This window comes from Streptomyces sp. NTD91 (genome assembly GCF_059510455.1).
On the sequence record NZ_JCAJZW010000028.1, the window covers coordinates 1 to 16,538 of the forward strand.

Consider the following 16,538-nt stretch of genomic DNA (forward strand, 5'->3'; position numbering starts at 1 on the left):
CCTCACGAGGCCCGGGACCGTGCGTCCCGGGCCTCGTCGTACGCCCGGCGGGCGCTGAGCACGTCGTCCATGCGCTGCTCGGTCCACCGGGCCAGCGCCCGTACCTGTTCCGCCGCCTCGCGGCCGAGGCCCGTCAGGGAGTAGTCGACGCGCGGGGGGATGACGGGCTTGGCGTCGCGGTGCACGAGCCCGTCGCGCTCCAGTGTCTGGAGTGTCTGCGTGAGCATCTTCTCGCTGACACCGCGCCCGCCGAGGGCGCTGATGGCCCGGCGCAGCTCGCTGAACCGGTACGGGCGGTCGAGGAGCTGGATCAACACCAGCACGCCCCAGCGGCTGGTGACGTGCTCCAGGACCAGGCGGTGGGGGCACACTGCCTCGCCGTCGCTCTTCAACCCACTTACCGTCACGCCAGTACCTTACTTCAAAGTGTGTACTTTCCAGAAGTTAGCGCCCCTTCTAGGGTGAGTGACCTACCCACCGCACAAGGAGTCGTGAACCATGAGCATCGTCGTCACCGGAGCCTCCGGACACCTCGGCCGTCATGTCGTGGAGCAGCTGCTGGAAAAGGTTCCCGCCGAGCGGATCACCGCTGTCGTACGCGACCAGACCAAGGCTGCCCACTTCGCGGCCCGCGGCGTGAGGTCGGCCGTCGCCGACTACAACGCGCCCGAGACATTCGACGGCCTGTTCGCCGCCGGTGACAAGGTTTTGCTGATCTCGGGCAACGAGTTCCACAAGGGCCGGGTGCGGCAGCACCAGGTCGTCATCGACGCGGCGAAGGCGGCCGGCGTGGCGCTGCTCGCGTACACCAGCGCTCCGGGCAGCCTGACCGCCGCACTCGCGGACGACCACCGGTCGACGGAGGAGGTGCTGCTCGCCTCCGGCCTGCCGTACAGCCTGCTGCGCAACGGCTGGTACCACGAGAACTACACCGAGAACCTGGGCCCGGTGCTGGAGCACGGCGCGGTCGTCCAGGCCGCCGGTGACGGCCGGGTCTCCTCGGCCGCGCGTGCCGACTACGCCGCCGCCGCGGTCGCGGTGCTGACCGGCGAGGGACACGAGAACACGACGTACGAGCTGGGCGGCGACGAGGCGTGGAGCTTCACCGAGTACGCGGCCGAGCTGAGCCGTCGGACCGGCAAGGAGATCGCATACACCCCGGTCTCGGTCGAGGCCTTCACCGGGATCCTGGCCGGGGCCGGGGTGCCCGGGCCGCTCGCCGCGATCCTGGCCGGTGTGGACGCCTCGATCGAGAAGGGCGAACTGGTGGTCACCTCCGGCGACCTGTCGCGGCTGACCGGACGCCCCACCACCTCGCTGGCGGAGGCGGTCACCGCCGCGCTCAAGGGCTGAGCCGCCCTTGACCGTCCCGACTGTCATGACCGTATGGCGATACGGACATGACAGCCGGGGCTCCTCGGCGCTACCTTCTTTCTCGCGTGTCTGACTGCGAGAGGAGGGGCCGGTGGCCGAGAAGTCCAAGGGTGAGCACCGGACAGGCCTGCTGAACGGTTTCGCCGCCTACGGGATGTGGGGCCTGGTGCCCCTGTTCTGGCCCCTGCTGAAGCCCGCCGGGGCGCTGGAGATCCTCGCCCACCGCATGGTGTGGTCGCTGGTCGTCGTCACCGCCGCCCTGCTCTTCGTGCGGCGCTGGGCCTGGGCGGGACAGCTGCTGCGCCAGCCGCGCCGGCTCGCGCTGGTCACCGTGGCCGCCGCCGTCATCACCGTGAACTGGGGCGTCTACATCTGGGCTGTGAACTCCGGCCATGTGGTCGAGGCCTCCCTCGGGTACTTCATCAACCCGCTGGTGACCATCGCGATGGGTGTGCTGCTGCTGAAGGAGCGGCTGCGGCCCGCGCAGTGGGCGGCGGTCGCCACCGGTCTCGCCGCCGTCGTCGTCCTGACCGTCGGCTACGGCCGCCCGCCGTGGATCTCTCTGGTCCTCGCCTTCTCCTTCGCCACCTACGGCCTGGTCAAGAAGAAGGTCGATCTCGGCGGCGTCGAGTCGCTGGCCGCCGAGACCGCGATCCAGTTCCTGCCCGCGCTCGGCTATCTGCTGTGGCTCGGCGCGCACGGCAGGGCGAGCTTCGTGAACCAGGGCGCCGGGCACGCCACCCTGCTCGCCTCCACCGGTCTCGTCACCGCGCTACCGCTGGTCTGCTTCGGCGCGGCTGCGATCCGCGTGCCCCTGTCCACGCTGGGTCTGCTGCAGTACCTGGCGCCCGTCTTCCAGTTCCTGCTGGGCATCTTCTACTTCCACGAGGCCATGCCGCCCGAGCGCTGGGCCGGGTTCGCACTGGTCTGGCTGGCGCTGATGCTGCTCACGAGCGACGCGCTGCGCTCCGCGCGCCGCGGTGCGCGTGCGCTCGCCAGGGCGGCCGCGGCTCCGGGCAGCGGCATGAGGAACGGCGCGGCCGGGGCCCTGAGGGCCCCGGAGAGCATGACCCCCGGAGCCGGTCCGGAGGCGGAGGCCGCGACGCCGTAGCCGGCACCGTGGCCGGGCGTCACCAGGGTGCCGCCGACCCGGAACCGGCCGGGGATGCCTGCCCGGAGACGACCGGGGCCTGCCTCGAATGTGCCGGGGCCTGCCCGGCACCGACCGGGAGACAGCCAGGAACTTCCTCTTCCGGCGGGCGGGCGCGGCTATAAGTGGTCACCATGACCACCCCGACACCCGGCCCTCCGCCCGCGCCGCTGCACTGGAAGCTCGTCGTCGACGCGGCCGACCCGCACGCCCAGGCCGACTTCTGGGCCGCCGCGCTGCACTACACGGCCGAGGACAACAGCATCCTGGTCGAACGGCTGCTGTCCCTCGGCGTGCTGCCGGGCGAGGCTACGGTCGAGTACCACGGCCGGCCCGCCTTCCGTGACCTGATCGCCGTACGGCACCCCGAGGACCCGTACGACCCGGAGACCGGCACCGGGCTCGGGCGGCGGCTGCTGTTCCAGCGCGTGCCGGAGGCGAGGACCGCCAAGAACCGGCTCCACCTCGACCTGCACGTCGGCGCGGAGCAGCGCGAAGCCGAGGCGGCGCGGCTGGAGGCACTGGGCGCGCGAGTGGTGCGCGAGGTGAAGGAGCACGCCGGGCAGTGGCTGCTGATGACGGACCCGGAGGGCAACGAGTTCTGCCTGCAGTAGGCGGGGCCGTCCGGATGCCGCCGGTTACGGCTGCCCGGCGCGGGCCGCCCGGTCGGTGAGGCGGACCATGCGGGCGCGGGCCGACTCCAGCGGGCGCGGGTCGTCGGCGGCGGGGCCCGGCTCGGTGGTGAGGTTCGTCCACAGCTCGATCAGGTCGCGGCCGAGCCGCAGCCCCTCCTCGGGATCGCGCACCGCGCGCCACGCGGTCGCCGCGCTCTGCACGTTTCCGTAGGCGGCCTCCGCGTCCCGTGCCTGCCGGCGCAGCCGGGCGAGGTCCAGGGACTGCCGGCACGCGCGGACCGGGTCGCCGCCCAGGTAGGAGATGTAGGCGGACAGTTCACGCAGGTGCAGCACCTCGGCATGGCCGGGGCCCAGCGCGGTGGCCGCCTCGGCGACGGTGCGGTCCGCGAGTTCCGCCGCGGCCTCGATACGGCCGGACCGCACGGCCTCGTTGATCCGTGTCATCGGCTCGGCGAGCAACTCGGCGCCCTCCGCGGTCTCGGTCACCGGTCCGTCCCCGAGCACCTCCTCCGCCACGGCGTCGAAGCCCCGGGGCGGAGTGGGGGTGGCCGTGGTCGGGGCCACCGGGCCGGGCTCCGGGAGGGCCGCGACGGGCGCCGGGGTCTGCGCGGCCTGCACGACCGGCGGGGGGCCGAACCGTCCCGTCGGCGCCTGCACGGTCCCGGCCGCAACAGGCTGCGGCTGCTTCACAAAGGGCGCGTCCTGCACGCCCGTCGGCGAGACCACGTCCGCTGCGGCAGGCCGCCGCGGCGAGGCTGTGGCCGGTTCCTCCCGCGTCACCCCGGCCGCCGCACCCGACCGCACCGGGGAAGCCGGCTCCGCAGCGTTCGGCTGCACCGTCGCAGCCACCCGCACCGCCTCCCCCGTGACCCGACTGGAGCCGTCCGCCGAGACCTCCAGGGGAACCACGCAGCCCTCACGGTCGTCATGGATCGTGGCGCGTATGGGGGCGCCGACGCTGATGGCCAGGCGCTGGAGGTGGTCGAGGACGGCCTGCTGGATCTCCTCGCCCGGCGCCGCCACCACCGACGTCCCGCCCACCGACGCGCCTCCCACGCCGAACACGCGGACCGGTACCACGGCCGGATGCGCCGCGGGCTGCTGCGCCCGCTTCTTCTCGAAGCTGACTCGAGACATCGGCTTTCCCTCACTCCCCCGGCGTCGCGATCCCGTCGTACGCGCCCTGTCGACCAGTGTGTCGACCCGCTTCGGCTTCCGGGTCACCACAGCGTCACAGCCTCGCACCAGCCGCACCCCGGCACCCGGCAGGCGCCGGCCTCTGGCGCGAGTTGATTGCGTGTGCATAAAATGCATGCGCGTTATAAGTCGTACGGCAGCACACCCTGGGGGACCCATGAGCCGTCATTTCCTCTTCGTCCTGGGCAGCGCCCGCGCCGAGGGCAACACCGAGCTGCTGGCCCGCGCGGCGGCCGAGCAGCTGCCCGGCGACGTCGAGCAGCGCTGGATCCGCCTGGCCGAGCACCCCTTGCCCGACTTCGTGGACCAGCGGCACGACAGCGACCACGTGCGGCCGCCCTCGAACAGCGCCACCGGCCTGCTGCTGGACGCCACCCTCGCGGCCACGGACATCGTGCTCGCCTCGCCGCTGTACTGGTACTCGGTCTCCGGCCTCACCAAGCGCTACCTGGACCACTGGTCGGGCTGGCTGCGCACCCCGGGTATCGACTTCAGGGCGACCCTCGCCGGCCGCACCCTCTGGGGCGTCGCCGCACTCGCCGACTCCGAGCCCTCGGTCGCCGACCCCTATGTGGGCACGCTCAACAACTCGGCCGCCTACATGGGGATGCGCTTCGGCGGGGTCCTGCTCGGCAACGGCAGCGCGCCCGGTGACGTGCTGAAGGACACCGACGCGCTGGCCCGCGCGAAGACGTTCTTCGCACAGGACGCCCCCCTCGCGCGGTTCCCGCACCAGAGCGCCTAGAACGCTCCACAGGGCGGGGAACGTCTACGCGCTGACGTCCTTCACCGTGAACCGCGCCCAGGCCGCCGAGCCGAACACGGCCGCGTACAGCGCCTGCAGGCCGAGGTTCTTCGTCAGGTCGTCCCAGTAGACGGGGTCGCGCATCAGGTCGGCGAAGGACAGCCAGTAGTGCGAGAAGAGGTACGGCCGCAGGGCGTGCAACTGGGGTATCTGGTCGAGGATCTGAACGGTGATGAGCAGGCCGACCGTGGTCGCCATCGCCGCGATGCCGCTGCTCGTGAGCGTCGACACGAACAGGCCGAGCGCCGCCACGCCGACCAGTGAGGCCGCGACCACCAGAGCGATCAGCAGGGCCCGGGCAAGGCCCTCGGCGAAGCTGATCCGGGTGCCGGATATGGTCGTCAGCTCGCCCAGCGGGAAGAGCAGCGCACCGACGACCAGCGCGGAGACCGCGACGACCAGCGTGGCCAGCACGCAGAAGGCCAGCACGGTCGTGTACTTCGTGAGCAGCAGCCGGGTACGGCCGGAAGGCGCGACCAGCAGATAGCGCAGGGTGCCCGCGCCGGCCTCGCCCGCTATCGCGTCGCCCGCGACGACCCCGACGGCCATCGGCAGGAAGAACGGCAGCGTCGCGGCCAGGGCCGTGAACACCAGGAACAGGCCGTTGTTGGTGATCTGCGTGATGAATGCCGGGCCCTGGCCGCTGTGGTCCGCCGTCCCACCGCCCCGCGTCTGGATCTTCACCGCGATCCCGACCAGCACCGGCACCGCGGCGAGCACCCCGAGCAGGGCGAGCGTGCGCCAGCGGCGGAGGGTCGTGACGAGTTCGCTGCGCAGCAGCCCGAACGTCCACAGGGGGCTCGGGCGGCGTACGGCCGGCACGGGGATCGTCCTGGCCCCGGGGGCCCTCCCGGACGCGAGGGACGTCTCGGATCCGGGGGTGGTCCCGGATACGGAGACCGTCCCGGCCTCGGCGGCCGTCTCGGGCGCGGGAACCGGCTCGTCCCCGGGGGACCTCTCAGCCCGCGACATCGAAACCCTCCCCCGTCAGTGCCACGAACGCGTCCTCCAGCGAGGCCCGTTCGACCACGAACCCCCGGACCCGCACTCCCGCCACGACCAGGGCCGCGTTCACCTCGGCCAGGTCCTGCGCCGGTGGTTCGCCCGTGACCCGGTCGCCCTCGGCGGCGACGTCCCCGACGCCCTGCTCCTTCAGCACCCGGGCCGCCTCGGCCGGATCCGGGGTCGTCACCACCAGTCGGCCGCGCGCGCCGGCCGCCAGGTCGGCCACCGCCCCCTGGGTGACGAGCCGGCCCCGCGCCATGACCGCGGCATGGGTGCAGACCTGCTCGATCTCGTCGAGGAGGTGGGAGGAGAGGAAGACCGTCGTGCCGTCCGAGGCCAACTCCCGGATGAGGGTGCGGATCTCGCGCATGCCCTGGGGGTCGAGGCCGTTGGTGGGCTCGTCCAGCACGAGCAGCCGGCGCGGCTGGAGCAGCGCGGCGGCGAGGCCCAGGCGTTGTTTCATGCCGAGCGAGTAGGCCTTCGCCTTCTTGCCGGCGGCCGCCGCGAGGCCCACCCGGTCCAGGGCGGCGGCGACGCGGGCACGCCGCGTGCGGGGGTCGGCGGTCGGGTCGGCGGCGTCGTAGCGCAGCAGGTTGTCCCGGCCGGAGAGGAAGCCGTACAGGGCCGGGCCCTCGATGAGCGCGCCGACCTCGGGGAGGACGGAGCGGGCCGCCCGGGGCATCGGGCGGCCCAGCACGCGGGCCGTGCCCGCGGTCGGCTCGATCAGACCCATCAGCATGCGGATGGTGGTGGTCTTGCCCGAGCCGTTCGGACCGAGGAAGCCGAAGACGCTGCCCGCCGGGACGATCAGGTCGAGGCCGTCGACGGCGAGCTGTCCGCCGCGGTAGCGCTTGGTCAGGCCGCGGCTGGCGATGACGCTCTCCTCCGGTTGCCCCGGGGCGCGCTCACCCGCTTCCCCCGCCTCCCGCTCCGTGGCGGACGGTCCGTCCATCGGCTCCCCCTCGATGCGATCGCTCTGCAGAGTCAACGCACGGTCACGGACGGTGGTGCCCGAAGCGGGTCACTTTCCCGCGTCGGCCGCCTTCACCAGGGCCTCCTTGGTGACCGCGCCGACGTACACCTTGCCGTCGTCGGTGATCAGGGCGTTGACCAGGCGGGTGGTGAAGACCGTGCCCTTGCCGAACTTGCCCGACACCTTGTCGCCCAGCGAGCCGAGGAAGCCGCCGAGGTCACCGGCCTTGGAGCCGGCCGGCAGACCGCCCTTGGCGCCGGTGTCGAAGGTGGCGATGGACGTCCAGCCCCTGCCGAGGACCTCGGAGCCGTTCGTTCCCTTGCCGAGGACCTCGGAGCCGTGCATTCCCTTGCCGAGGACCTTGCCGGACGCACGCTCGTGCTTCCCGGCCTCCGCACCCTGCTTCTGCTCCGTCACCTTCGCGCCCTTGGGCGGGGTGAAGTCGAAGGTGGAGGCGGCCGGCTTCGCGAAGGAGACCTGGGCGAAGCCCACGTCGAGGACGGCGGTGCCGCCGCTCTTCGGGGTGAGGGTGAACTTCAGCGGCATGCCGGTCCTGGAGTCGACGGCGATGCTGATCGCGCCGACGGTGGTGCCGGACTGCCGGGGCTTGATCAGCAGTTTGTAGGCGTCGCGGCCGGCGACCCGCTCGGTGCCGTCGACGGTGACGGACGTGGTGCCGTCCACCGACTTCAGCGCCTGGTCGGCGAAGTCCTTCGGCGTGGCCGGGGGCTCGGCCCGGTGCTCCTTGCCGGAGTCGGCCGAGGTGGTGTGGTAGACCTCGTTGCTCTTGCTGTCGTAGCCCCACACGTTCTTGCCGTTGTGGATGAGGCTGTACTCGGAGCCGCTCTCCAGCAGCGACAGCTTCTGCTTCTCCGGGCCGTCGGCGGCGACGCGCAGGGTGTGCGTGCCGGAGACCAGCTCGGTGAGCTTGGACTGCGGGTCGGCGGAGGAGCCGTCGCCGGAGCCCTTGGTGGCGCCGGAAGCCAGGCTGTTCTCCAGGCCACCGAGGTCGGGCAGGCCGAGGTCGGTGTCGATCCGCACGGTCCCGGACATCTGCTGCACGTCCGACTTGGCGATCTTCTCGATGAGCTGCTGCGCGGTGATCCTGGGCAGGTCGGGGTCGCCGGAGGCGGCGAGCGCCGGGACCAGACCGATCGTGGCCGCTGCCACGCCCACCACCGCGACCGGGACCGCGTAGCGGGCGGCCTTGCGGCGGCCGGCGTGCGCGTCCTCGTCCCGCGTGGCGTCCACTGCGTCGTCGGATTCGTACGGTGCCATGTCTGCCTTACCTCCGTCGTCGGCGGCGGCTGTCCTCATGCTGGTCCACCTGAGCCGCCATTCTCACCCGAATCGGTGAGGAGTGGTGATTTCCGTGGTTTCCATCTCACCAAATCGGCCGTGAGGAAGCGTCAGACCTCGGAGCCAACTCCGTGTACTCCTGCGGTATGACACGCAGAGGGAACCGGCTCCGCCGACCCGTAGGGGTCTCACCGGAACGGAGGGGGCCGTACGGGACGGGGAAGGCCGTACGGGCATGCGCAGAGGCGTACGAGGTCGCTCGGGGCGTGCCGGGGCCCGGGCCTGTGCGACAGTGGCCGGCCGCTGACGAGGCGTCGGACGGTGCGTGGCCGAAGGCCGGTGGGCGGGGCCGGGTCAGCCGGCGCGGTGGACCACCGCGTCGCACAGCTCCATCAGCGCCGCCTTCGCGTCGCACTCCCGCAGCGGGGCCAGCGCGGCGCGGGCCTCCTCCGCGTACCGGACGGTGTCCCGGCGGGCCTGTTCCAGCGCGGGGTGCGCGCGCAGCGCGGCCAGCGCCTCGGCGTGCCGGGCGTCGTCGCTGAGGTCGGAGTCCAGCAGCTCGCACAGGGCGACGTCCTCGGGCAGCCGGAGGCGGGCGGCGCGCTCGCGCAGCCGGAGCACGGGCAGCGTGGCGATGCCCTCGCGCAGGTCGGTGCCCGGGGTCTTGCCGGACTCGTGGGAGTCGGAGGCGATGTCCAGGACGTCGTCGGCGAGCTGGAAGGCGACCCCGAGCCGCTCGCCGTACTGGGTGAGCACGTCGACGACCGTCTCGTCGGCGCCCGACATCATCGCGCCGAACCGGCACGACACGGCCACCAGCGAGCCCGTCTTGCCGCCGAGCACGTCCAGGTAGTGCTCGACCGGGTCGCGGCCGTCCGTGGGGCCGGCGGTCTCCAGGATCTGGCCGGTGACCAGCCGTTCGAACGCGAGGGCCTGCACCCTGACGGCCTCGGGGCCGAGGTCCGCGAGGATCTGGGAGGCGCGGGCGAAGAGGAAGTCGCCGGTGAGGACCGCGACGGAGTTGCCCCAGCGGGTGTTGGCGCTGTCCACGCCGCGCCGCACGGCCGCCTCGTCCATGACGTCGTCGTGGTACAGCGTGGCCAGGTGCGTCAGCTCCACGACCACGGCCGACGGCACGATGCCCGGCGCATAGGGGTCGCCGAACCGGGCCGCGAGCATCACGAGCAGCGGCCGGAACCGCTTCCCGCCCGCTCGTACGAGGTGCTGCGCGGCCTCCGTGATGAACGGGACCTCGCTCTTGGTGGCCTCGAGCAAGCCTTCCTCGACAGCCGCCAATCCGGCCTGGACATCGGCTTCCAGAGCCTGGTCCCGCACGCTCAGCCCGAACGGCCCGACGACGGTCACGAGGGGTCTCCTGTCTGCTGGTGTCTGCTGGCGATCACACGGTTTGTCGATAGGTCGCTGCCATCACTCGAGTCAGCGTATCCGGTCCCTGTTCGATCGCTGATAGCGCCCACCGGTCCAGCGGGCGCTATCGGATCATGGTCGGTATGTTTTTGATCAAGTAGTAAGGACGGGCATTCATCGACTTAACAGGAACCCACGCGCTTTGTCGCGAACGACAGGCGGGCGGAGGCGACCCCGCGCACCCCCTCCGCGCCGCCGCGACCACCCACGACACCGACAGGTGCCGCGATCACTACGACAACGACGGGCACCATGCCACGGGTTCCACCGCGCGGCCGATCCACATGAATCCCCTATGCCGGATTTAGAGTACTTTGCTACTTCGTGAGTTGGGTCACGGACCGCCCCCCACCCCGGAGACCCGCCGAACGCCGTCCCTCCTTGCCCGGTAGGCCAGTTGAGATTGGCAACCGCAAAGGATCAAGTGCCTCATATAGCATTGATCAAGGTCAAATGGTGCGTTGTGTGATTCACGCACTTGTTTCCGGCATGTGCTCTCGCATACCTTCCCGGCCGTCGGGCGGACGCCGAATCCTGCCGCCGCCCGCGCACCCATCCACGGACCATTCGTACGGCAGGAGCGGGGGACCCAGGTAAGTCGCCGGACCGGTCGGCACGCACCGCACCGGTACGGCTGGGGGTGAAGCCGTGTCCCTTCCGGGCACGGCCGGGCACCTCGCCGCCCGAACCCGACAGCTCACCTCGCAGGCGTAGGAGAGGAACGTCCCCATGCCTGCTGCCGCTCGACATCGCCGCCCCTGCACCAACCGCCTCGCCCGTGTCCTCGCCCTCCTCGGTACCGGCGCCGCCGTACTCGCCCTGCCCCTCGTCGGCGCCACCAGCGCCTCGGCGGCCACCACGAGCACCACCCCGGCCGCCGGCACTCGCGCCGGGTATCCGGACAACCTCGACGGCTGGATCCGCGAGTCGCTCGCGATCATGGCCCAGAAGGGCATCCCGGGCACCTACAACGGTATTTACCGCAACATCATGCGTGAGTCCTCCGGCAACCCGAACGCCATCAACCTGTGGGACTCCAACGCCGCCGCCGGCATCCCGTCCAAGGGCCTGCTCCAGGTCATCGACCCCACCTTCCACGCGTACCACGTGGCCGGTACCGCCTCCAGTCCCTACGACCCGGTCGCCAACATCACCGCCGCCTGCAACTACGCCGCCGCACGCTACGGCTCGATCGACAACGTCAACAGCGCCTACTGACGGCCCACGGCCGCCCACGGGCCGCTCCCCGACGTCCCGCGCGTCCGGCCGTCGCCGGCCCCGCGGGCCGTCCCGGCATCGGCCGCCCGGCACGCTCCCCGAACCTGACGGACGGGGGGCGTACCGGGCGGCCGCCGGGCATCCGGCGAGCGTGCACCAGGCCATGCCGGCCTCCTCCGGACGGCCGCCTACTGATGTGCCGGTCAGTCGGTCCGCCGGGTCAGTGGACGGCAAACAGTCGTTCGAGGACCACGGCGACACCGTCGTTCTCGTTCGACAGGGTGATCTCGTCGGCCACCGCTTTGAGTTCGGGATGCGCGTTGGCCATGGCGACCCCGCGCCCCGCCCAGTCGAACATCGGGATGTCGTTGGGCATGTCGCCGAACGCCAGCGCCTCCCGCGCCGTGATCCCGAGCCGCTCGGCGGCCAGCGCGAGACCGGTCGCCTTGGTCACCCCGGACGGCTGCAGTTCCACGGTTCCCGGCCCGGACATGGTGACCGTGGCCAGCGAGCCCACCACCGTGCGCGCGGCGGCCGCCAACTCGTCGTCGGACAGGTCGGCATGGCGCAGCAGCACCTTGCTGATCGGCGCGGACCACAGGTCGTCGCGCCGGTCGACCCGCTCCGCCGGCAGGGTCGGGTGCGGCATCCGGTACCCGGGCTCGATGAGCGTGAGCCCCTCCACGCCGTCCTGGTCGACGGCCGCGTAGACCTCCCCCACCTCGGCCTCGATCTTGCCGAGCGCCGTCTCTGCCAGTTCCCGGTCCAGCCGGACCGACCACAGCAGCCGGCCGGTCCCGGCGTCGTAGACCTGTGCCCCCTGTCCGCACACCGCGAGCCCCGTGCAGCCGAGGCGCGCGAGCAGGGGCCGTACCCGCGGGACCGGGCGGCCCGTCACCACCAGGTGCCGGACACCGGCCCGCGCCACCCGCGCGAGCGCGGCGAACGACCGGTCGGAGACCGTGTCGTCGCCGCGCAACAGCGTTCCGTCCAGGTCGGTGGCGATCAGTGCGTACGCGGGGGAGGCTGCCATGATCAGAGAATACGGACACCGCGCCTCCTCGACTCACCTTGCCGTCCTGCGCACTTACGTACTGATCGGCCCCAAGTGGTGCCCGGTGGCTGCCTCATGGTGACAATGGCCCGGTTCGCGGGGCCGAAGCGCCCGCGTCAGCCGTGGGCCGCCGCCAGGTGTTTCGCCAGGCGCGGGGAGGCGAACTCCGTACCGCAGACGAAACGCATCACCGGGCCGTACGACGACGCGGCCGGCAGGCCGGTGAAGTACAGGCCGGGGACGGACGACACGAAACCGGCGCCGAGCCTCGGGGCGCCGCGGCTCACCGCGAGCCGGGTGCGCAGCCCATGGCCGAGGAAGTCCATCGCAGCGATGTCGACGCGGTAGCCGGTCGCGGCGATGACATGGTCGGCGGTGAGCCGCTCGGTGCGCCCGCCGTGGGTGCGGACGGTGAGGACGGGGTTGCCGTCCGGCGCCTCGGCGGCCACGACCCGCTCCACGTCGTGCACCTGTACGGCGCTCTCGAAGCGCTCGCGCAGCCACCAGGCGCCGAGTGGTCCGAGGACCCGGCGGACCAGGAAGTGCCGGGTGGCCTCGGGCAGGTAACGGTAGGGGTGCGGGTAGTAGCTGAAGGCCCACAGCGACCAGGCGCGGCCGAACGGGGACTCGGGACGCAGTCTCGGCTGTTCCCAGGGCGGGGCGCCGAAGGCGACCCGGCCACGGCCGCGAGCGACGACACGCACGCGTGCCCCCGCCTCGGCCGCGAGCGCCGCCGTCTCCAGCGCGGACTGGCCGGCGCCGATCACGATCAGTTCCTGGCGGGCGAAACGGCTCAGGTCGTGGTGCTGGGAGCTGTGCGAGACCGCAGCGGTGGGCGCCGGTCCGTCGGTGGCGGCTCCCGCGAGTTCCGCCGGCAGGTGCGCCAGGCCCGACAGCCCGGTGGCGACGACGACCGCGCGCGCGGTGAACATCTCGCCCGAGTCCAGTTTCAGTTCGAAGCCGCCGCTCGTGTCGCGGTCCACGGAGACGACCCGCACAGCCTCCAGGCCGGGGGCCAGCTTCTGCTGGAACCACTCGCCGTAGGCGATGAACGTCTCCACCGGGATGATGTCCTCGTCGGTCACCAGGCGGCGGATCCCGGCCGCGTCGCAGTAGTCGGCGAGGGCGTGGCCGGGCTGCGGGCAGTCGAAGTTCGAGGCAGCGGGCGTGGACTTCAGGAGCATGCCCTCGGGCATGTGGTCGCGCCAGCTGACCATGGGGTCGCCGAAGACGCGGACGGGGATGCCGCGCGCCCGCAGGTGGGCGGCGGTGGACAGGCCGAACGGCCCGGCCCCGATCACTGCAACCGGTCGAGTCACGAAGTCCCTCCCCAGGACACGGTGTGCCACGCGTGGTGGCCTTGCCTACTTCGTGGAGGTGCTGCTGCCGCGGCGATTGGTCCGCCACAGCTGATAGAGGTGCTTCGCGCCCGGGCGCACGAAGCGTGCCAGCATCGTGAGGAACGGCAGCGGGTCGTCACCCGCGAACCAGGCCAGCTCCGTCCCGCTCGCCTTCGCCGGCGCGTGCGGCGTCGTGTAACCGCTGCGGCGGTAGGCGAGGAGGGCGGGCAGATCGATGTTCTCCACGATGTAACGGTGGCCGGCCCTCTGTTCCCCCTCCGGAACGGAACGGCCCGTCAGGTTCAGATGCATCGCGCGTACGACGTCCACACCCGACTCGTTCTCGAACAGCCGGAACTGGGCGCCCATGCGCGGGTTGAAGTCGAGGAGCTTGTACTGTCCGTCGCGCCGGTCGAAGCGCAGGTCGAGGTCGATGATGCCGCTGTAGCCGATCTGTTTGACGAAACGCGCGGCGAGGTCGGTGAGTTCGGGGTTGTCGACGACGTACGCGTTCGCCGTCATGCCGGCGTGCGGCGGCCACGAGCGCACCTTGACGCCGGTGAACAGCGCGAGCGGACTGGAGTCCTGGTCGAAGCAGGCGTGCACGATCCAGTCCTCGGCCTCCTCGCGTGGCAGGTACTCCTGGAGGATCACGCCGGGTGCCTCGCCCCAGTCACGCGCGAGGGAGAGCAGCCCCGCGCGCGTGGCGATCCTCGTGGTGCCGTTGACAGCGGGCTTGCTGCGCCGGACGAACGCCTCCCGGTTCTTCGCCACCACCGGGAAGCAGGCCGTGTCGGCGAAGGCGACGATGTCCTCGTACGACTTCGGGAACGCCGATGCGGGACTCGCCAGGCCGTGTTCCACGCACAGTTCGTGCAGGCCCTGCTTGCTGGCGAGCCGGCGCGGCAGCCCGGGGTCGACGCGTGGGAAGAGAAAGGAACCGGCCAGCTCGTCCTGGTGCTCGGCGATCAGTACGGCGGCCTCCTCGTCCGTGGGGACGAGGACGGCGGGGCGGCCGATGCGGCGGCCGACGCGCAGCAGACCTTCGACCAGGTGAGCGGGGTCCTCCGCGCCGGTCGTCGGCCACACGAAGGCCTTCTTCAGATAGCGCGAGGAGGCCGCGGGCGTGTACGCGTCCTCCGTGATGGCGTACATGGGCACGCCGAGCCGGCCCAGGCTGCGGATCGCGCCGACGCCGCCGTGGTGCAGCGGATAGTCGCCGAACTTGACGATCAGTCCCGGCACGTCCCGGTCCGCCTGGAACGGCACACCGACGGTGTCTCCGGCCACGGGTCCCCCCACGTGTCCCCCCATTGGAACGGACCCACCCCGTCCGTGTCCCCAAAGGACGCTAAGCCGGAATTGCCGCCTCCGACAAGGTCCATTCGGACATTGCGAACTCTTTAGGCAGGGTGCGGGCAACCTTTCGAAGCCTCCCCGGCACACATCTTCCGGACACTTCTCCGGCACTGCTCGGGGCGCGGCATGAGGCTCTGCCCAAGACAGGCATCACGGCCGTAACGTGGGGCGCGACCACATGGAACGAGCGCCATGCACGGCCCGGATGAGAGTGAGGCAGCACCCCATGCCCCCCTTCGACGTCCCCGAGGGCGACCCCTTCGGCCCGCACAACCTTCCCTATGGCGTGTTCTCGCCCTCCGACAGCACGGAGCGCAGGGTCGGGGTCCGGCTCGGGGACCAGGTCCTCGACACGAGCGCCGCGGCCGCCGCCCTGGGCTCGCCGCACCACGCGCTGCTCGCGCGGCCCACCCTCAACGCGCTGCTGGCCGCCGGCCGCCCGGTCTGGTCCGAGGTACGGCGCGCGATCACGGACTGGGTCACCGACCCCGCGCACCGCGAGACCGTCGAGCCGCTGTTCCACCCCCTGTCCGAGGTGACCCTGCACCTGCCCTTCGAGGTGGCGGACTACGTCGACTTCTACTCCTCGGAGAATCACGCCCGCAACGTCGGCCGGATCTTCCGCCCGGACGCCGAGGACTCCCTCACCCCCAACTGGAAGCACCTGCCGATCGGTTACCACGGCCGCTCCGGCACGGTCGTCGTGTCGGGCACGGATGTCGTACGGCCGTCCGGGCAGCGCAAGTCCCCGTCAGACCCGGCACCCGTCTTCGGCCCGTCGATCCGGCTGGACATCGAGGCCGAGGTCGGCTTCGTCGTGGGCGTGCCGTCGACGCTGGGCAGCCCGGTGCCGCTGGAAGGCTTCCGCGAGCACGTCTTCGGGCTGTGCCTGTTGAACGACTGGTCCGCACGGGACATCCAGGCCTGGGAGTACGTTCCCCTCGGCCCCTTCCTCGGCAAGTCGTTCGCGACCTCCGTGTCGGCGTGGATCACCCCGCTGGAGGCGCTGGAGCACGCGCGCGTGGCGCCTCCGGAGCGCACGCACCCCCTGCTGGCCTACCTGGACGACTCGGCACCGGGCATCGAACCCGGCGGATACGACCTGCGGATCTCCATCGCCGTCAACGGGCATGTGGTCTCCGAGCCGCCGTTCTCGACGATGTACTGGACCGCCGCCCAGCAACTCGCCCACATGACCGTGAACGGCGCCTCGCTGCGCACCGGCGATCTGTACGGCTCGGGCACGGTGAGCGGCCCCGAGGAGCGCCAGCGCGGCTCGCTGCTGGAGCTCACCTGGAACGGCCGGGACCCCCTCGACCTCCCGGACGGCAAACGTGCCTTCCTGGAGGACGGCGATGTGGTGACCCTCTCCGCCTGGGCCCCCGGCGCGAACGGGCTCCGTGTCGGCCTGGGGGAGGTCAGCGGGCGGATCGTGGCGGGGTGACGGGCAGCGGCGCTGCCCGAGCGGGGGCGCCGGCGTCCCGGTGATCCTGACACCGTCGGCGCTGCGCCCCCTGCCCGCCGCCCCCCTCCGGCTGTCCTCGCGCTCGAACCGTGCGGGGCGGCGGGTGCCCTGCCGCCGCCCTCCGGCTGTCCTCGCGCTCGAACCGTGCGGGGCGGCGGGTGCCCTGCGAGCCGCACCGCCGTCCGAAAGGACTGGGCCCCCGTGCCGCAGGGGCGGCAACCCGGGACCGGGGGCGC

General features: G+C 71.9%; 15 protein-coding genes and 1 riboswitch. Of the genes, 6 read left to right on the top strand and 9 right to left on the bottom strand.

Annotated elements, in window-relative coordinates; genetic code table 11:
• Positions 1 to 2: 2 nt before the first annotated feature.
• Positions 3 to 407 (bottom strand): winged helix-turn-helix transcriptional regulator, encoded by a 405-nt coding sequence (locus AC5WRT_RS25500; protein ID WP_496096516.1) that lies wholly within the window; start codon positions 405 to 407, stop codon positions 3 to 5.
• Positions 408 to 498: 91 nt separating this feature from the next.
• On the opposite strand from AC5WRT_RS25500, the gene AC5WRT_RS25505 reads away from it, so the two are divergent.
• The 3 genes from AC5WRT_RS25505 to AC5WRT_RS25515 all read left to right on the top strand — a co-directional run bounded on the left by AC5WRT_RS25505 (position 499) and on the right by AC5WRT_RS25515 (position 3,138).
• On the top strand, positions 499 to 1,353 hold the full coding sequence (locus tag AC5WRT_RS25505; protein ID WP_496096515.1) for an SDR family oxidoreductase: 855 nt from the start codon (positions 499 to 501) through the stop codon (positions 1,351 to 1,353).
• A 112-nt stretch (positions 1,354 to 1,465) separates the two neighbouring features.
• Positions 1,466 to 2,485: an EamA family transporter RarD gene (gene rarD, locus AC5WRT_RS25510; protein WP_496096514.1), complete on the top strand. Its 1,020-nt coding sequence runs from the start codon at positions 1,466 to 1,468 to the stop codon at positions 2,483 to 2,485.
• A gap of 173 nt (positions 2,486 to 2,658) precedes the next feature.
• Positions 2,659 to 3,138 carry a VOC family protein gene (locus tag AC5WRT_RS25515; RefSeq protein WP_496096513.1) on the top strand — a complete coding sequence of 160 codons (480 nt, stop codon included), beginning with the start codon at positions 2,659 to 2,661 and terminating at the stop codon, positions 3,136 to 3,138.
• A 24-nt stretch (positions 3,139 to 3,162) separates the two neighbouring features.
• On the opposite strand, the gene AC5WRT_RS25520 is transcribed toward AC5WRT_RS25515, so the two are convergent.
• Complete coding sequence (locus AC5WRT_RS25520; protein ID WP_496096512.1) at positions 3,163 to 4,296, bottom strand: hypothetical protein; 1,134 nt, start codon at positions 4,294 to 4,296, stop codon at positions 3,163 to 3,165.
• Positions 4,297 to 4,513: 217 nt separating this feature from the next.
• Between AC5WRT_RS25520 and AC5WRT_RS25525 the strand changes: the two genes are divergently transcribed.
• On the top strand, positions 4,514 to 5,101 hold the full coding sequence (locus AC5WRT_RS25525) for a flavodoxin family protein (protein WP_496096511.1): 588 nt from the start codon (positions 4,514 to 4,516) through the stop codon (positions 5,099 to 5,101).
• Between the two features lie 24 nt (positions 5,102 to 5,125).
• Here the strand turns inward: AC5WRT_RS25525 and AC5WRT_RS25530 are convergent, their stop codons facing one another.
• The 4 genes from AC5WRT_RS25530 to AC5WRT_RS25545 all read right to left on the bottom strand — a co-directional run bounded on the left by AC5WRT_RS25530 (position 5,126) and on the right by AC5WRT_RS25545 (position 9,803).
• Positions 5,126 to 6,133: an ABC transporter permease gene (locus AC5WRT_RS25530; protein ID WP_496096510.1), complete on the bottom strand. Its 1,008-nt coding sequence runs from the start codon at positions 6,131 to 6,133 to the stop codon at positions 5,126 to 5,128.
• On the bottom strand, positions 6,120 to 7,118 hold the full coding sequence (locus AC5WRT_RS25535; RefSeq protein WP_496096509.1) for an ABC transporter ATP-binding protein: 999 nt from the start codon (positions 7,116 to 7,118) through the stop codon (positions 6,120 to 6,122). The genes AC5WRT_RS25530 and AC5WRT_RS25535 overlap by 14 nt, the downstream gene beginning before the upstream one ends.
• A gap of 69 nt (positions 7,119 to 7,187) precedes the next feature.
• Positions 7,188 to 8,417, bottom strand: coding sequence for a LolA family protein (locus AC5WRT_RS25540; protein WP_496100638.1), 1,230 nt, complete (start codon positions 8,415 to 8,417; stop codon positions 7,188 to 7,190).
• 375 nt (positions 8,418 to 8,792) lie between these two features.
• Positions 8,793 to 9,803 carry a polyprenyl synthetase family protein gene (locus AC5WRT_RS25545; RefSeq protein ID WP_496096507.1) on the bottom strand — a complete coding sequence of 337 codons (1,011 nt, stop codon included), beginning with the start codon at positions 9,801 to 9,803 and terminating at the stop codon, positions 8,793 to 8,795.
• 613 nt (positions 9,804 to 10,416) lie between these two features.
• Positions 10,417 to 10,592: riboswitch (cyclic di-AMP (ydaO/yuaA leader) on the top strand.
• 3 nt (positions 10,593 to 10,595) lie between these two features.
• Here AC5WRT_RS25545 and AC5WRT_RS25550 point away from each other — a divergent pair.
• A complete protein-coding gene (locus AC5WRT_RS25550; RefSeq protein WP_496096506.1) occupies positions 10,596 to 11,084 on the top strand; it encodes a transglycosylase SLT domain-containing protein in 489 nt (162 codons plus the stop codon).
• 220 nt (positions 11,085 to 11,304) lie between these two features.
• Here AC5WRT_RS25550 and AC5WRT_RS25555 read toward each other — a convergent pair whose 3' ends face one another.
• From AC5WRT_RS25555 to AC5WRT_RS25565, 3 genes are all read right to left on the bottom strand, one after another.
• Positions 11,305 to 12,117, bottom strand: coding sequence for an HAD family hydrolase (locus tag AC5WRT_RS25555; RefSeq protein ID WP_496096505.1), 813 nt, complete (start codon positions 12,115 to 12,117; stop codon positions 11,305 to 11,307).
• A gap of 137 nt (positions 12,118 to 12,254) precedes the next feature.
• Complete coding sequence (locus AC5WRT_RS25560) at positions 12,255 to 13,457, bottom strand: FAD-dependent oxidoreductase (RefSeq protein WP_496096504.1); 1,203 nt, start codon at positions 13,455 to 13,457, stop codon at positions 12,255 to 12,257.
• Positions 13,458 to 13,502: 45 nt separating this feature from the next.
• On the bottom strand, positions 13,503 to 14,747 hold the full coding sequence (locus tag AC5WRT_RS25565) for a carboxylate--amine ligase (RefSeq protein ID WP_496096525.1): 1,245 nt from the start codon (positions 14,745 to 14,747) through the stop codon (positions 13,503 to 13,505).
• Between the two features lie 316 nt (positions 14,748 to 15,063).
• Between AC5WRT_RS25565 and fahA the strand changes: the two genes are divergently transcribed.
• On the top strand, positions 15,064 to 16,281 hold the full coding sequence (gene fahA / locus AC5WRT_RS25570) for a fumarylacetoacetase (protein WP_496096503.1): 1,218 nt from the start codon (positions 15,064 to 15,066) through the stop codon (positions 16,279 to 16,281).
• Positions 16,282 to 16,538 lie beyond the last annotated feature (257 nt).

What these genes read in the sequence shown, in the direction of transcription:
- AC5WRT_RS25505 (WP_496096515.1), top strand. Translation starts at nt 499, where the DNA reads ATGAGCATCGTCGTCACCGGAGCCTCCGGACACCTCGGCCGTCATGTC.
- AC5WRT_RS25515 (WP_496096513.1), top strand. Translation starts at nt 2,659, where the DNA reads ATGACCACCCCGACACCCGGCCCTCCGCCCGCGCCGCTGCACTGGAAG.
- AC5WRT_RS25520 (WP_496096512.1), bottom strand. Translation starts at nt 4,296, where the DNA reads ATGTCTCGAGTCAGCTTCGAGAAGAAGCGGGCGCAGCAGCCCGCGGCG.
- AC5WRT_RS25525 (WP_496096511.1), top strand. Translation starts at nt 4,514, where the DNA reads ATGAGCCGTCATTTCCTCTTCGTCCTGGGCAGCGCCCGCGCCGAGGGC.
- AC5WRT_RS25530 (WP_496096510.1), bottom strand. Translation starts at nt 6,133, where the DNA reads ATGTCGCGGGCTGAGAGGTCCCCCGGGGACGAGCCGGTTCCCGCGCCC.
- AC5WRT_RS25535 (WP_496096509.1), bottom strand. Translation starts at nt 7,118, where the DNA reads ATGGACGGACCGTCCGCCACGGAGCGGGAGGCGGGGGAAGCGGGTGAG.
- AC5WRT_RS25540 (WP_496100638.1), bottom strand. Translation starts at nt 8,417, where the DNA reads ATGGCACCGTACGAATCCGACGACGCAGTGGACGCCACGCGGGACGAG.
- AC5WRT_RS25550 (WP_496096506.1), top strand. Translation starts at nt 10,596, where the DNA reads ATGCCTGCTGCCGCTCGACATCGCCGCCCCTGCACCAACCGCCTCGCC.
- AC5WRT_RS25555 (WP_496096505.1), bottom strand. Translation starts at nt 12,117, where the DNA reads ATGGCAGCCTCCCCCGCGTACGCACTGATCGCCACCGACCTGGACGGA.
- fahA (WP_496096503.1), top strand. Translation starts at nt 15,064, where the DNA reads ATGCCCCCCTTCGACGTCCCCGAGGGCGACCCCTTCGGCCCGCACAAC.